Origin of the sequence: Luteibacter sp., assembly GCF_036499525.1 — a bacterium.
Taxonomy (GTDB): Bacteria; Pseudomonadota; Gammaproteobacteria; order Xanthomonadales; family Rhodanobacteraceae; genus Luteibacter.
Genome location: NZ_DASYDO010000023.1, coordinates 26,272 through 40,581 on the forward strand (window position 1 = coordinate 26,272; position 14,310 = coordinate 40,581).

Consider the following 14,310-nt stretch of genomic DNA (forward strand, 5'->3'; position numbering starts at 1 on the left):
CATGGCGGCTCGCGAAGTGTTGTCGAGTGGGAAACATCGACGAATCGCTTTTTGCATTTCGCTTCGTAGGGCGGGCTCGCCTTTGGCATCGCATCGGCGCTTGCCGCGTGGCCTGGCAGCTAGTGGCTCGTTATCTCGCGTGCCGCGCGCAACGGTATCCACCGCCCTTGTAGGAGCGCGCCCTGCGCGCGACAGCCTTTCGCGACGAGCCGCAGGCTGCAGGCTGCAGGCTGCAGGTCCTGTAGCTTGCTCGCGAAAAGCTGTCGCGCGCAGGGCGCGCTCCTACGGGGCGACGGTGTCGTCACGCGCACGTTCGGAAGCGATCGATGGCGCAAGCCATAAGACACTGAGCCGCGTAGCGGCTCCTCCTCAGGCGCGGCAGGCGACGATCGTCAGGCGGCGGTGCCGCCTACCGTCATGCCGTCGACACGCAGGGTGGGCTGGCCCACCCCTACGGGAACGCTCTGGCCGTCCTTGCCGCAGACGCCTACGCCTTCGTCGAGGGCGAGGTCATTGCCAATCATGGAAACCCGGGTCAATACGTCCGGTCCGGAGCCGACCAGCGTGGCGCCCTTCACCGGACGCGTGATCTTGCCGTCCTCGATCAGGTAAGCCTCGCTGGCCGAGAACACGAACTTGCCGTTCGTGATGTCGACCTGGCCGCCGCCGAAGTTCACCGCGTAAAGACCGCGCTTGACCGAGCGAACGATTTCTTCCGGCTCGCGATCGCCCGCGAGCATGTACGTGTTCGTCATGCGCGGCATCGGCAATTGCGCGAAGGATTCGCGGCGGCCGTTGCCCGTGGACTTCACGCCCATCAGGCGCGCGTTGAGCTTGTCCTGCATGTAGCCCTTGAGGATGCCGTTCTCGATCAGCGTCGTGCACTCGGTCGGCGTGCCCTCGTCATCGATGCTCAGCGAGCCGCGGCGACCCGGCAACGTGCCGTCGTCGACCACGGTGACGCCTTCGGCCGCCACGCGCTGACCTATGCGTCCCGCGAACGCGGAGCTGCCCTTGCGGTTGAAGTCGCCTTCCAGGCCGTGACCGATCGCCTCGTGCAAGAGGATGCCGGGCCAGCCGGGACCGAGCACGACGCTCATGCTGCCCGCCGGCGCATCCACCGCATCCAGGTTCACCAGCGCCTGGCGCACGGCTTCCGCGGCGAACGCCTGCGCGCGGCCGTTGTCGATCAGTTCGCGATAACCGTAGCGGCCGCCACCGCCAGCGTGGCCCTGTTCGCGGCGGCTGTTCTGTTCGACGATCACCTGTACGTTGAGGCGCACGAGCGGGCGGACATCGGCGGCCAGCGTGCCGTCGGAGCCCGCGACGAGGATCGTGTCCATCGTTGCGGCGAGGCTCACCACGACCTGCTTCACGCGCGGGTCGCGCGAGCGCGCATACGCATCCACTTCGCGCAGCAGAGCGATCTTGTCTTCGTTCGGCAGGCTCTCTACCGGATCGATGGCCGGATACAGGCCGCGTCCGGTGGCGATCGCCAGCGGCTTGCCCGCGCCCGCCCCGCCCTGCGCGATCGCCCGCGCCGCGCGCGACGCCTCGAGCAGTTGCGGCAGCACGATCTCGTCCGAATAAGAGAAGCCGGTCTTCTCGCCTGATATGGCGCGTACACCGACGCCCTGCTCGATCGAGTGGCTGCCGTCCTTCACGATGCCCTCCTCCAGCACCCAGGACTCGCTGCGCGAATGCTGGAAATAGAGGTCCGCCGCGTCGATGGAGGGCCCCATCAACTGGGAGAACACACGGTCCAGGTCGTTGGCGGCGAGGCCACCGGGGGTAAGGAGGCGGCGTTCTGCGAGGGAGATCAGGGAATCCATGGGCCTGCCGGTTGGAGTAGCGATGAAGTCCCCTATCTGGGGCCGGGACTACCTAGCTTAAACCCTGCGGCGGGACAACGCCTTGGCTGGAGCCCAAGCTGCAGGAGCGCGCCCTGCGCGTTTATGCCCGCGTCGGGTACGACAGCTTTTCGCCTCAGGCATGAAGTTGGCGCGCCAGCTCTTGGGCACAGCCTCAAAAGATGTCGCGCGCAAGGCGCGCTCCTACACCGCTCCCGTCAGTTTTTGGCGGGCGGGGTGGAGGGTTGCCCCTTGTCGATGGGGGTGAAGATGGGTTTGTCCCAGGTGCCGGTCACGTGGTAGCGCTTGCGGGCTGCCTGGTTCAGGCCTCGGCCGAGGATGCCCTGCACCGCGAAGCCCGCGGCCGCGCCTACCGGGCCGCCGGCCAACGCGCCCACGATGGGGAGACTGTTGCCGACGTGCGGAACGATCAGTACTTCCTGATCGTAATCGCGCGCCTTGAGGCCAGCGCGACCGGTGATCGTGATTTCCGCGGCCGGCGCGCGGATCTTGAGGTTCTGCGTGGTGGCGTTGCTGTCGGCAAAATGGAAATCGCCCGTAATGGAATCAAAGCCGAAACCCTTACCCAGCACGTCGCCGAAATCCAGCGACAGGCGGCGCGGCAGTTCCGTCACGGAGATGAGGCCGAACAGGCGGCCGACGCCGGGCTGCACTTCCAGGATGCGGCCATGGGCAACGTCGACCTTGAGCGTGCCGTCCATATTAGCCAGCGCAAGCGCGGACGGACCGCCGGGCCACGTGGCGTCCAGGCGCGCCGAGGTGCGCCCCCCCTGGAGGATGCCGGCAAAGCCGAGGGCGTCGAACATGCGCGCCACGTCCTCCGATGCAAAGTCCATGGTCAGGTGCGTGCGGCTGCGCTTCTCGTCGCCGTTCCAGTTACCGGAAGCCGTGATCTGCACGTTCTTCGACTGCGCGCGCAGCTGGTCGATGTGCATGCCTTCGTCGGTGGGCCAGGTTTCGAGGCGGGCTTCGCCAAGGCGCGCGTGGCCCAGGCGCATGTCGCTCACCTGAAGGTGCAATGGCGGCAGGCTGGAAGGCGCGACGCCCACTTCATTCGCATCGGGCGTTTTCGCCGCCGCCGCAGCGTTGGACCGGGCTTCTTCCGCCTTCGCCACCGTGGCCGCGGTCGTCGCCGCGGCACCGGCGGCGGTCTTGCCCTTCTTCGCGGCGGTGGCGGCATCGTCCGCCGCCGGCCACCAGAGGCGGTCCATCCGCGCGGTGATGCCACGACGGCGAAGCTCTTCGTTCGGCACGGTCATCTGTCCAGCCATGCCGTCGCTATCCATGCGCAATGAAAGCTCCTGCGGGCCTGGCTTCACGACCAGGTGCATGTTCGCGAAATGCTGCCCGAATACCTCCGCGTCGTCGGTCGTCACGTCCAGTGCTGAAAGCCCCGGTCCGGATCCCCCGGTGGAGAGACCGACGACGTACTGCGCCCAGCCGGATGCGTCCAGCTTCGCCGCGTGTCCACCGATCAGGTAGCCACGCGCGGGCATCGTCGTCGGCGCCGTACTGCCGAGGTTGAACGCGGCAGCGAGCGGTTCGCTGTCCGTCGGCAGGCGCAGCCTTCCGCGCACGATGTCGCCAAGGGCGATATCCAGACGCGCGCCGTCGACGGGCAAGCCGACGCTCACCGAAAGCGGTGTGGACACCGTCGCGGGTTTCTTCACCGGCGTGGGCATGGCCAGCTCCACGCCGTTCAGATCCGAATCCACGCGCAACGTCTGCGCGGTGGCATCGCCCTGCCCTGTCTTGCGCAGGTCGAAGCTGACGCGGAACAGCCCGCGGCCTTTGGCAATGTCCGCCAACCACTTCAGGTTCTCGAAATCGCCGACCATCTCGCCTACGGTGAACGCGCCGCTGACCGAGGCATCCACGATTTTCGCGGGATCGCCGGTGGCGCCGGCAATCGCGAGGTCCAGCCGGGCCGGCTGGCCGTGGAACGATGTTTTCAGTCCCTTCGCGCTGAAGCCGGCACCGTCGAAACTCATCGGCCCGGTGATCTTGTCCAGGCGCAGCTTCCATGCGTCGGCGACGAGATCGGCGTCCTTGATGGTTGCCTTGCCCTGCAGCGTGAAATCCTTCGTACTCTTCAGCGGCATGAGCAGGTTGAAGCCGAACTCGCCGGTGCCGCCTAGCTTCATTTTGTCGAGCGCCTCGCGGCTGCGGCTGGCGACGGGGCTGTTCTTGATGAAGTCGAGGTAACTGCTGCCGGTGCCGGCGCCACTCACTTTGAGGTCGAGGATGCCGTCGGCGAAATCGGGAATGGCCGCCGATGCGGTGCTCACGGCATTGCCCAGGGAATGCCCGGCGCTGGCTTCCACGTACATGCCATTGCCGATGAAGTTCGCCACCACAGAGACGCCTTCCGCCCGCGGCCAGCCGATGCCGTAGTCGAGCACCAGGTCTTCGATGACCGCGCGGGCCTCGAAGCGGCCTTCCTGGTTCCGGAAGGGGAACTCGTGGAGGTTGCCGCGGATCAACGCGGAACCACCGACGATACGTCCGGCGACGAGGCCGCGATTGAGCCAGTTCTGTGCGGTCTCGGACATCGAATGGATAGGCCAGAACAATTTCGCCGCGGGCACGTCGCCTTCGCCGAGCGCCACGTACATGTCCACGAAGGGCCCGGTATCTGCCGCCGGCAGCACCACTTCGCCGCGCGCCTGACCGCCGTAGCCTTCACCGCGGAAATCGAGCGGGTCCACGCCGATATGCCAATCGCCGTCGTCTTTGTATACCGCCACGTCGCCGCCAAGCGACGACATCGCGAAGGGCTTCCGGAATACACCGGTGGCATCGATCGTGGTGGGCTGCGCGGGCAGGCTCAGCGCCAGTGCTTCGCCGTCGCCGAAAACTTCGCCCTTCAGTGAAGACACACCGGGCAGGCTGCCGCTGGCGTCGATACCAAGCCCGGAAAACGCCGCATGGGCGAAAGTCATGCCCGATGTCGAGTTCCATTCGGCGCGCAGATGGTCCAGGCGGCCATGCGGATGGCCTTCGCCCAGCCAGCGCGCCAGCGACGGCGACACCTGTGGCAGCACGCCGGCCCACGGCAGCAACGGGGCAAGGTCCAGCTTGCGCGCGACCACCGTGCCTTCGGTCTTGTCGCCCGTTCGGCGCAGTACCAGGGCCAGGTCGCTGCCATCGCGTCCCGCCCAGTCGATCCGTTCCCCTTTGCCTGTGCGATGCAGGTCGATGATGCCGTGCAGCCCGGCCGTGCGTACCGTGCGCGCCGGACCGCGGACGGCAAGGTTGTCCAGGTCGACGCGCCAGGTGGCGCGCACCACGTGCGCGTTGCGCCAGTCCAGCCAGCTTTCGAAACTGCCCTTGCCGCCCGCCAGCGAATAACCGTCGCTGTCGAAATCGCCAGTAAGGGCGGCGAAATCGACGTCGGCCCCCTTCACATAGATGCGCCCGCTGGAACCGTCCTCGGCGAAGCGCCCGGCCGCCGTAAGAACGCCGGCGGTGTTCTCGCGACGCAGGCTGCCGCCGAAGCGGATGGCGTGGCCGCGCAGGCTGATCTGCAACTGGTCGGCGATCAGGCCGTAATGCCGCTGCGTGGTTTCGTCGGCGATGTCGAGGCGCAGGTTGCCGAGCCAGAGGTCGGCGGACAGGTTGCCCAGCGACACTTTCTGCGTGCCACTGCCCGTGGCGAACCCGTCGATGCTCCAGCGCCCGTCGACGGCACGGCGCAGCCCGAGGCGCAGGCCTTGCAGGCGCAGGTTGATGAGATGTCGCGACGGCAGCACGAAGGCGCCGAAATCGAGCTTCACCGCCGCCTGCGGCAGGTTCAGCGGCGCGCCGCCCTCGCTCGGCGCGATGGTGACGTCGCGCATCACGAAGAGCGGCCCAGCCGGCCGCCAGAAGCCTTCCAGCGACGCGAAGCGCACGGGCCGGTGCAACTGCTCGCTGAGCAAGGCCGCCACGCGCTCCGGATAATGCGCCGCCAACGGAAGCAGGAGCTGGCCGAGCGCCATCACGATCGCCAGCGCGACGAGCAGGCTTCCGACCAGCCCCAACACGACGAATCTCAGGCGTCGTGCGCGATGGCGCCAGTTCGAGTTCACCGCCAGCCGGCCCGGGAAAGCAAGGCAGGCACGCTAGAGAAGGACGACATCGAACTGTTCCTGCGAATAATGTTCTTCCGCCTGGAAACGGATGCTCTTGGCGATGAATTCCTCGAGCTCGGCCACCGCTGCCGACTCCTCCTCGAGGATCCGCCCCACCACCTTGGGGCTGGCCATCACCAACAGTTTCTGTGCATTGAACTGGCGCACCGCACGGGTGATCTCGCGGAAGATTTCGTAGATCACCGTTTCGGCGGTCTTCAGCGTGCCGCGTCCGCCGCACGCGGGACAGGGCTCGCAAAGCTGGCGTTCCAGGCTTTCGGTGGTGCGTTTGCGGGTCATTTCCACGAGGCCCAGCGCCGACATCGGATACACCGTGGTCTTCGCGTGGTCCTTCGACAGCCCCTTCTCGAGCATGCGCAGCACCTGGCGCTTGTGCTCGTCGTCGATCATGTCGATGAAGTCGATGATGATGATTCCGCCGAGGTTGCGCAGGCGCAACTGGCGCGATGCCGCCTGCGCGGCCTCGAGGTTGGTGCGGTACACGGTTTCCTCGAGATTGCGGCTGCCGAGGTACCCGCCGGTGTTGACGTCGATGGTGGTCATCGCCTCGGTCTGGTCGACGATGAGGTAACCGCCCGACTTCAACGGCACCTCCTTGCGCAACGCACGCTGGATCTCGTCTTCCACGCCGTAGAGGTCGAAGATGGGCCGCTCGCCTGCATAATGCTCGATGCGGTCGGACAGCACCGGCATGAACTTGTGCACGAACTTCACGGTTTTCTCGTAGGTTTCGCGCGAGTCCACGCGAACCTTCTCGATGCCGTCGTTGAGCGAATCGCGAAGCGAACGCAACGGCAGCGACAGTTCTTCGTAAACGCGCTCTCCCAGTTTCGCCTTCTGGATGTTCTCTTGCACCACGCGCCATACCTTGCTCAGGTAGGTGACGTCGAAGGCCAGGGATTCTTCCGACTGGCCTTCCGCATTGGTGCGAACGATGTAGCCGAGGTGGTTCTCGCCGATCAGCGGATGGATGATGTCCTTAAGGCGCTGGCGCTCGGCCTCGTCCTCGATGCGCACCGACACGCCCAGCGTACGCGAATGCGGCAGGAGCACGAGGTAGCGCGATGGAATCGACAGGTGCGTGGAAAGGCGCGCCCCCTTGCTTCCAATCGGGTCTTTCACCACCTGCACGACGATTTCCTGGCCTTCGTGCACCAGTTCGGAAATCGGCGGTACCGGGCCATGGCCATTGCTCTTCCCCTCGACGGGGGTATCGGTAGGCGGCAGCGACGGGCGAACGATGTCGGAGGCGTGCAGGAACGCGGCGCGCTCCAGCCCGATCTCCACGAACACGGCCTGCATGCCGGGCATCACCCGCTGCACGCGGCCCTTGTAGACGTTGCCCACGTAGCCACGCTTCTGTGCGCGCTCCACGTGGACTTCCTGGAGCATGCCGTTCTCGACGATGGCCACGCGCGTCTCACGCGGCGTGACATTAATCAGGATTTCCTCGCTCACCGCGCTGCCTTTTCCTTAGGTCGTCATGCTTTATAGCCCGCGCATCGACGACCTGTCACTGACCGCGAAGCAGACGGGAGGTTTCGAACAAGGGCAGCCCCATCACGCCTGAATAGCTGCCGGAAAGGTGTTCCACGAAGGCGCCCGCGCGGCCCTGGATGCCATAGGCACCGGCCTTGCCCATACACTCGCCGGAGGCGGCGTAGGCGGCGATATCGTCATCGGAAAGCGCGGCGAACCGTACGGTGGAAACCGACACCGCGCATTGCTCGCTGCCGGCCCGTACCAGCCACACGGCGGAAACGACCCGATGTTCGCGGCCGGCAAGGCGGCGCAGCATGGCGGCCGCATCGGCGGCGTCACGGGGTTTGCCGAAGACCTCGTCGCCCAGCACCACCTCGGTATCGGCGCCAAGCACGCGGGCACCCTCCTCGCCTTTCACGAGGGCGAAGCCGGCGCGTGCCTTGTCCAGGGCCACGCGGATGACATAGGCATCCGGCGCCTCACCGGGTTCCCTGGCTTCTTCCACGTCGATGTCCAGCGTGCGGTGGGGCTCGCCGAGCCGGTCGAGGAGTTCGCGACGGCGCGGCGATTGCGAGGCCAGGTACAGCACGGCTTTTCCTTCAGGCGCGGTGGTAGGGGTGCCCAGCCACGAGGGTCGTGGCGCGGTAGAGTTGCTCGGCCAGCACGAGACGGACCAGCATGTGCGGCAGCGTCAACGGTCCCAGCGACCAGCGCTGGTCGGCACGGGCGAGGACGTCGGACGCATGCCCATCGGGACCGCCGATGAGGAACGCGATATCGCGGCCACCCATCCGCCATTGCTCCAGCTGCTGGCCCAGATCCTCGCTGGACCACGCTTTGCCGCGACCGTCCAGCGCCACGACGTGGACGTCGCGTGGCAGCGCGGCCAGGATCGCCGCGCCTTCATCGAGGATCGCCTTCGCGTCGTCGCGGCCCTTGCCGCGCGTGCCGGGCTTGATCTCGACCAGTTCGAGAGGGAGTTCGTGGGAGAGACGCTTGCGGTATTCAGCGAAACCTTCAGCCACCCAGGCCGGCATGCGTTCGCCGACGGCGATGAGGCGGGCCCGCACGGCAGGCTCAGTCGTTCGCGGCTGCGGCGCCGTCGTCGCCCACGGTCCAAAGCCGTTCCAGGCCGTAGAACTCGCGAATGCGCGGCATCATCACGTGCACGATGATGTCGCCCAGGTCGACCAGCACCCACTCGGCTTCCGTCTGTCCTTCGACGCCAAGCGGCATCACGCCCGCTTCTTTAGCGAACTTGATGACTTCGTCGGCGATGGACTTCACGTGACGGGCCGAGGTGCCCGAAGCGATGAAAAGGATGTCCGCGATGGAGGTTTTGCCGCGGACATCGATTTCGCGAACGTCCTTGGCCTTGAGGTCTTCGAGGGCGGCCACCACGCGCAGGCGCAGATGCTCGTTGCTGGCGGCGGATTTTGCCTTGCGGGATGCGGTCGAACTCAAGATGCGGAAACCTCGTTCGGCAGGATGCCGGGGTTGGCCGCAGTATAACGCCCGAGCGCTCCGGGCGCGTCAAATGCCCTGGCAGGTAATGAATGCCCTGGCAGGTAATGAATGCCCTGGCGGGTAATGAATGCCTGGCGGGTAATGTAGGAGCGCGCCCTGCGCGCGACATGTTTTGAGGCCGTGCCTGAAAGCTGGCGCGCAATCCTTCGGACCGGCGCGAAAAGCTGTCGTACCCGACGCGGGCATAAACGCGCAGGGCGCGCTCCTACCGGCCCAGGGCCCGGTAGGGGGCCAGCAGGGCCTCGTCCTCAAAACAGGCCGACGGCAGCAGGAAGCGCGGCTCGCCGCCTCCCGCGAAGGATTCGCGAATCGCCGTGGCGGCGATATCCAGGGGGGTGATGGCGATGTCCACGACGCTGCCGGCCGGACCATGCACGCGCGGTGCGCGGCGGCCGGCGATGAAGTCCGCCAGCGGTCCCGTCGGTTCGTGGCTTCCACCGGGGCGGGTCAGCACGCCGAGATGGGCAAACCTGAAGAGGTCCTGCCAGAGGTGCCAGGAGGCCAGCCCGGCGAAGGCATCCGCGCCGAGGAGCAGTACCAGCGGCCGACCGGGACCGATGTCGGCACGCAACGAGGCCAGGGTGTCCACCGTGTAGGAGGGGCCGTCCCGATCCAGTTCCCGGGTATCGATGACGAGCCGGTCCTGGCCGGCGAGCGCGGCGCGCAGCAGGGCCACGCGCCCGGCGGCGTCGGCCACGGGCGGGGGCCGGTGCGGTGGCGTCCGGGCAGGCACCAGGCGCACCTCCGCGTCCAGCGCCTCGGCCGCCTCCCAGGCGCCACGCAGGTGCCCGTGGTGGACCGGGTCGAAGGTACCCCCGAGGATAGCGAGCGGACGCACCCCGCTCATCCGAAGGCCACCGCGGCGCGCGGCTCGGCGATGGCGGCAATGAGCCGCTCCGCCTCGAGCCAGGGATCGCCCTGTTCCCGCCCTTTCGCCATGCGGTCGATCCGCGCCGCGCGGGCCAGGCAAGCCATCCAGTGTTCGCGCGGGGCGCGGCGAAGCGCTTTGCGGAAGAGTTGCTCCCGTGCGGGCCATAGCCGCTCCACTTTCGCCTGCGCGCTGAAGTCGCGCGCGTTCGCAAGGCGCATCGCCAGTTGCAGCTGGTTCACCAGCCAGCCCATGAGGGCGATCAGCTCGTCGCCCTCGGCGCGGAGGCCGGCCAGGATGCGCAGTGCACGTCCACCCTCCCCCGCGAAAGCGGCATCAGTGAGCTTGAAGGCATCGAAACGCGCGCTGTCGGCGACGAGGCCCTCCAGCGTCGCCGCATCGAGCGGCCTGTCGCCGGCAAGGACGACGAGCTTGTCGATTTCCTGGGCCGCGGCGAGCAGGTTGCCCTCCACACGCTCGGCAAGCATCGCGACGGCGTCCGGCGCGGCCTTCAGTCCCCGCGAGGCGAGCCGCGTGCCGACCCACTGGGTCCACTCGTGGGGCCGTGGCGCATTGAATACGACCTGGATGCCGCCCTGGTCCACGGTCTTGGTCCAGGCCGCCTCGTGCTTGCTGCTCCATTCCGTGGCGGTAATCAGCAAGGTGGTGTCGGGCGCGGGATCTGCCACGAAGGCGGCGATCGCCGCGCCACCTTCCTTCCCGGCGCGGCCACCGGCCAGGCGAAGATCGAGCAGGCGCTGGGTCGCGAACAGGGACAGGCCAGCCGATGCACGCGCGAGGTCGTCCCAGTCGAACCGGCTATCGGCCTCAAGCACGTCGCGTTCGTTGTAGCCCAGGCGGCGAGCCATGGCGCGCACGGCGTCGGCGGCTTCGAGCACCAGCAGCTCCTCGCCCACGAGCAGGTAGACCGGCGCCATGCGGTCGCCTTCGAGGTGCTTCCGCCACTGAACAGGATTGAGGGCCACGCCGTCTACCGGGTCAATTCGAGGTCGCGGGCGCCTGCGCGGGCATCGCCACGGCGGGATGCTCGGCGGCGGCCTGCAGGCGGAACAGGATGGCCTGGACCATGTCGCCGATGAGGCTGCGCTGCAGTTCTTCGGTCTGGCTGGCGGTGCCGATGGTGTTGGTCGCGTCGTAGCTGAACTCGCGCGACATATCGATCGCCTGCGAGGGGATGATCACGGTGCCATCCGCCGCCTTCGCATTGAAATCGACGTGATAGCGCACGGCGTATTCGGTGACTCGCGCCGTACCGCTCACGGTGAGGGAGTCGGTACGGAAGGCGTTCGAGGTGATCGACAGTTCCGCCGCATCGGGCGCGGGCTCGTCGACAATCGTCACGTCGGAGTTCTTCAGCGCCCGGGCGAGGTCGCGCTCGAGCCTGCCGCCGGCGGACACCGTGAGGTGGATCTTCTTCATTCCCGGCGGCAACGACGCGGTCTGGCGCAGGTGAAAACCGCAACCGGCGAGCAGGGCCACTGCCGAGAGGAGCGCGGCGATGCGAAGCGAACGAAGGAGGTTCGGGCTCATGGTTATCCTGCGACGATGTTGACGATCTTGCCGGGCACGACGATCACCTTGCGCACGGTCTGGCCTTCCAGCAGGCGGGCCACGTTCGGCTCCACCCGAGCCATCGCCTCCGCCTCTTCCTTCGAGGCCGACGCCGGCACCTCGATGGTAGCGCGAAGCTTGCCATTCACCTGCACGGCATAGGTCAGCGAGTCGCGTACGAGTGCCGCCGGGTCCACCTGGGGCCAACCGGCGTCCTCGACCAGGGTTTCCCCATGGCCCAGCACCTGCCACAGCGCGTGCGCCACATGAGGAGTGAACGGGTTGATCAGCTGCACCATCGCCGTAAAGGCTTCCTGGCGCAGCGCCGCGCCCTGGGCGCTGGCGTCATCGAACTTGCCCAACGCGTTCAGCAGTTCCATCAGGGCCGCGATGGCCGTGTTGAACGACTGCCGGCGGCCGATATCGTCGCCGACCTTCTGGATGGTTTCGTGCAGCTGGCGGCGCAGGGCCTTGCGTGAACCCTCGCCGGCCGGGTTATCGCCAGCGGGCGTGGATTCCGCATGCGCGGACACGTCGCGCCACAGCCGCCGCAGGAAGCGGGCCATGCCTTCGACGCCTGCCTCGTTCCATTCCAGCGACTGGTCCGCGGGCGCGGCGAACATCGAGAACAGGCGCACGGTGTCCGCGCCGTACTTTTCGACCATGGACTGCGGGTCGACGCCGTTGTTCTTCGACTTCGCCATCTTCTCGATGCCGCCGATCTCCACCGGCTTGCCATCGGCGCGCAGCACCGCGCCGACGATGCGCGCGCGGTCGTCGCGCTGCACGTCCACGTCCGCCGGGTTGAACCAGGTGGAGGAACCGTCGGCTTCCTTGCGGAAGTAAGTTTCGGCGATCACCATGCCCTGGCAGAGCAGGTTCGTGGCCGGCTCGTCGCTGTTTACCAGGCCCTCGTCGCGCATGAGCTTGTGGTAGAAGCGGAAGTACAGCAGGTGAAGGATCGCGTGCTCGATGCCACCGATGTACTGGTCCACCGGCGTCCAGTAATTCACGCGCTCGTCCACCTGCCCGCTGGCGCCGGGGCTGGTGTAGCGCGCGTAGTACCAGCTGGATTCCATGAACGTGTCGAAGGTGTCCGTTTCGCGCTCCGCCGGTCCGCCGCAGCGGGGACAGGTGGTCTTGCGCCACTCGGGGTCGGCCTTGATCGGCGACTGCACGCCGGAGAACTCCACGTCCTCGGGCAGCACCACCGGCAACTGGTCTTCCGGCACCGGCACCGCGTCGCACTGCGGGCAGTAGATGACCGGAATGGGGCAACCCCAGTAGCGCTGGCGGCTTACGCCCCAGTCGCGGATGCGCCAGTTCACCCGGCGCTCGCCGCGGCCGGTGGCGGCCAGCTTCGCGCCGATGGCTTCGAACGCGTCCTTGAACTCCAGGCCGTCGAACTCGCCTGAATTGATCAGCGTGCCGTATTCCGTGTACGCCTCGACGTTCTGGATACGGCTCTCGAATGTCTTGATCGTTTCCACGGCCGCGGATGCCTGGTAGGCATCCGAAGAACCGCCGTCCAGTGCGTTCTGCACCGTGTCCGTGCCTTCGGCGGCCAGGTCGCGTTTCAGTTCCGCCACGGCGTCCACGACGCCGCGATCGACCACCACCATCCGGATGGGCAGCGAGTACTTCTGCGCGAACTCCCAGTCACGCTGGTCGTGGCCGGGCACGGCCATGACGGCGCCGGTGCCGTAGGCCATCAGAACGAAGTTCGCGACCCAGATGGGCAGCTTTTCGCCGGTGATCGGGTGCGTGGCATCGACGCCGGTGTAATAGCCACGCTTTTCCTGTGTCTCCAGTTCTGCCTCGGACACGCCGCCGGTCTTGCAGCCCTCGATGAACGCGGCCAGCCCGGGGTTACCCCCGGCGGCACGCGCGGCGATGGGATGTTCGGCAGCGACGGCGACGTAGGACACACCCAGGAGCGTGTCCGGGCGCGTGGTAAACACGTGAAGCGGCTCGCTCCAGCCGTCGACCTCGAAGGCGATTTCCAGTCCCTCGGAGCGGCCCAGCCAGTTGCGCTGCATGGTCTTCACCGCGTCCGGCCAGCCGGGCAGTGCGTCAAGGCCATCGAGCAACTCCTGCGCGTACGCGGTGATCTTGAGGAACCACTGCGGGATCTCCCGCTTTTCCACCAGCGCGCCGGAGCGCCAGCCCCGGCCGTCGATGACCTGCTCGTTCGCCAGCACGGTCTGGTCCACCGGATCCCAGTTAACGACGCTGTTCTTGCGATACACCAGGCCCTTCTTCATCAGCCGGGTGAACATCTGCTGTTCCCAGCGGTAGTACTCGGGCTTGGAGGTGGTGACTTCGCGGTTCCAGTCATACGCGAAGCCCATGCGCTTCAGCTGTTCGCGCATGTGCTCGATGTTCTTGTAGGTCCACTTCGCCGGCGCCGTGCGGTTCTTGATCGCGGCGTTCTCGGCGGGCAGGCCAAAGGCGTCCCAGCCCATCGGCTGCATCACGTTCCGGCCCTGCTGGCGCTGGAAGCGGCTGATGACGTCGCCGATGGTGTAGTTGCGCACGTGGCCCATGTGCAGGGCGCCCGACGGATACGGAAGCATCGAGAGGCAGTAGTACTTCGGCTTGTCCGAATCCTCGCTGACTTCGAAGGCTCGGGTATCGTTCCAGAAGCGCTGTGCGGCCGTCTCGACGACGTCCGGGGCGTAACCGCCCTGCTCGCGCGTGCCCTGATCGTGGGTGTCCTGCATGATGTTCGGTACCGGTGGGGATGCTCGGGTGGCCGCGCTGAAAACGCGGCGGTCAATCGCGGGAGACTATCCCACGAGGGGGCTGGGGCCAAGCCTTGCGGCCCGCCGCCGTAGGAGCGCGCCCTGCGCGCGAC

General features: G+C 67.0%; 10 protein-coding genes. All 10 read right to left on the minus strand.

Annotation, left to right across the window (positions count from 1 at the left end; translation table 11 throughout):
- Positions 1–392: 392 nt before the first annotated feature.
- The 10 genes from tldD to leuS all read right to left on the minus strand — a co-directional run bounded on the left by tldD (position 393) and on the right by leuS (position 14,176).
- A complete protein-coding gene (gene tldD / locus VGM71_RS04755) occupies positions 393–1,832 on the minus strand; it encodes a metalloprotease TldD (RefSeq protein ID WP_331542673.1) in 1,440 nt (479 codons plus the stop codon).
- A 236-nt stretch (positions 1,833–2,068) separates the two neighbouring features.
- On the minus strand, positions 2,069–5,941 hold the full coding sequence (locus VGM71_RS04760) for a YhdP family protein (RefSeq protein WP_331542674.1): 3,873 nt from the start codon (positions 5,939–5,941) through the stop codon (positions 2,069–2,071).
- A gap of 33 nt (positions 5,942–5,974) precedes the next feature.
- Positions 5,975–7,462: a ribonuclease G gene (rng, locus tag VGM71_RS04765; protein ID WP_331542675.1), complete on the minus strand. Its 1,488-nt coding sequence runs from the start codon at positions 7,460–7,462 to the stop codon at positions 5,975–5,977.
- 55 nt (positions 7,463–7,517) lie between these two features.
- Entirely contained in the window at positions 7,518–8,075 is a 558-nt protein-coding gene (locus VGM71_RS04770) for a Maf family protein (RefSeq protein ID WP_331542676.1), read from the minus strand.
- A gap of 10 nt (positions 8,076–8,085) precedes the next feature.
- Complete coding sequence (gene rlmH / locus VGM71_RS04775; protein WP_331542677.1) at positions 8,086–8,556, minus strand: 23S rRNA (pseudouridine(1915)-N(3))-methyltransferase RlmH; 471 nt, start codon at positions 8,554–8,556, stop codon at positions 8,086–8,088.
- 7 nt (positions 8,557–8,563) lie between these two features.
- Complete coding sequence (gene rsfS, locus VGM71_RS04780) at positions 8,564–8,950, minus strand: ribosome silencing factor (RefSeq protein ID WP_331542678.1); 387 nt, start codon at positions 8,948–8,950, stop codon at positions 8,564–8,566.
- Positions 8,951–9,218: 268 nt separating this feature from the next.
- Entirely contained in the window at positions 9,219–9,860 is a 642-nt protein-coding gene (gene nadD / locus VGM71_RS04785; RefSeq protein WP_331542679.1) for a nicotinate-nucleotide adenylyltransferase, read from the minus strand.
- On the minus strand, positions 9,857–10,867 hold the full coding sequence (gene holA / locus VGM71_RS04790) for a DNA polymerase III subunit delta (protein ID WP_331542680.1): 1,011 nt from the start codon (positions 10,865–10,867) through the stop codon (positions 9,857–9,859). The genes nadD and holA overlap by 4 nt, the downstream gene beginning before the upstream one ends.
- Before the next feature lie 13 nt (positions 10,868–10,880).
- Positions 10,881–11,432 (minus strand): LPS assembly lipoprotein LptE, encoded by a 552-nt coding sequence (gene lptE, locus VGM71_RS04795; RefSeq protein WP_331542681.1) that lies wholly within the window; start codon positions 11,430–11,432, stop codon positions 10,881–10,883.
- A gap of 2 nt (positions 11,433–11,434) precedes the next feature.
- Entirely contained in the window at positions 11,435–14,176 is a 2,742-nt protein-coding gene (gene leuS, locus VGM71_RS04800; protein ID WP_331542682.1) for a leucine--tRNA ligase, read from the minus strand.
- Positions 14,177–14,310: the final 134 nt, after the last annotated feature.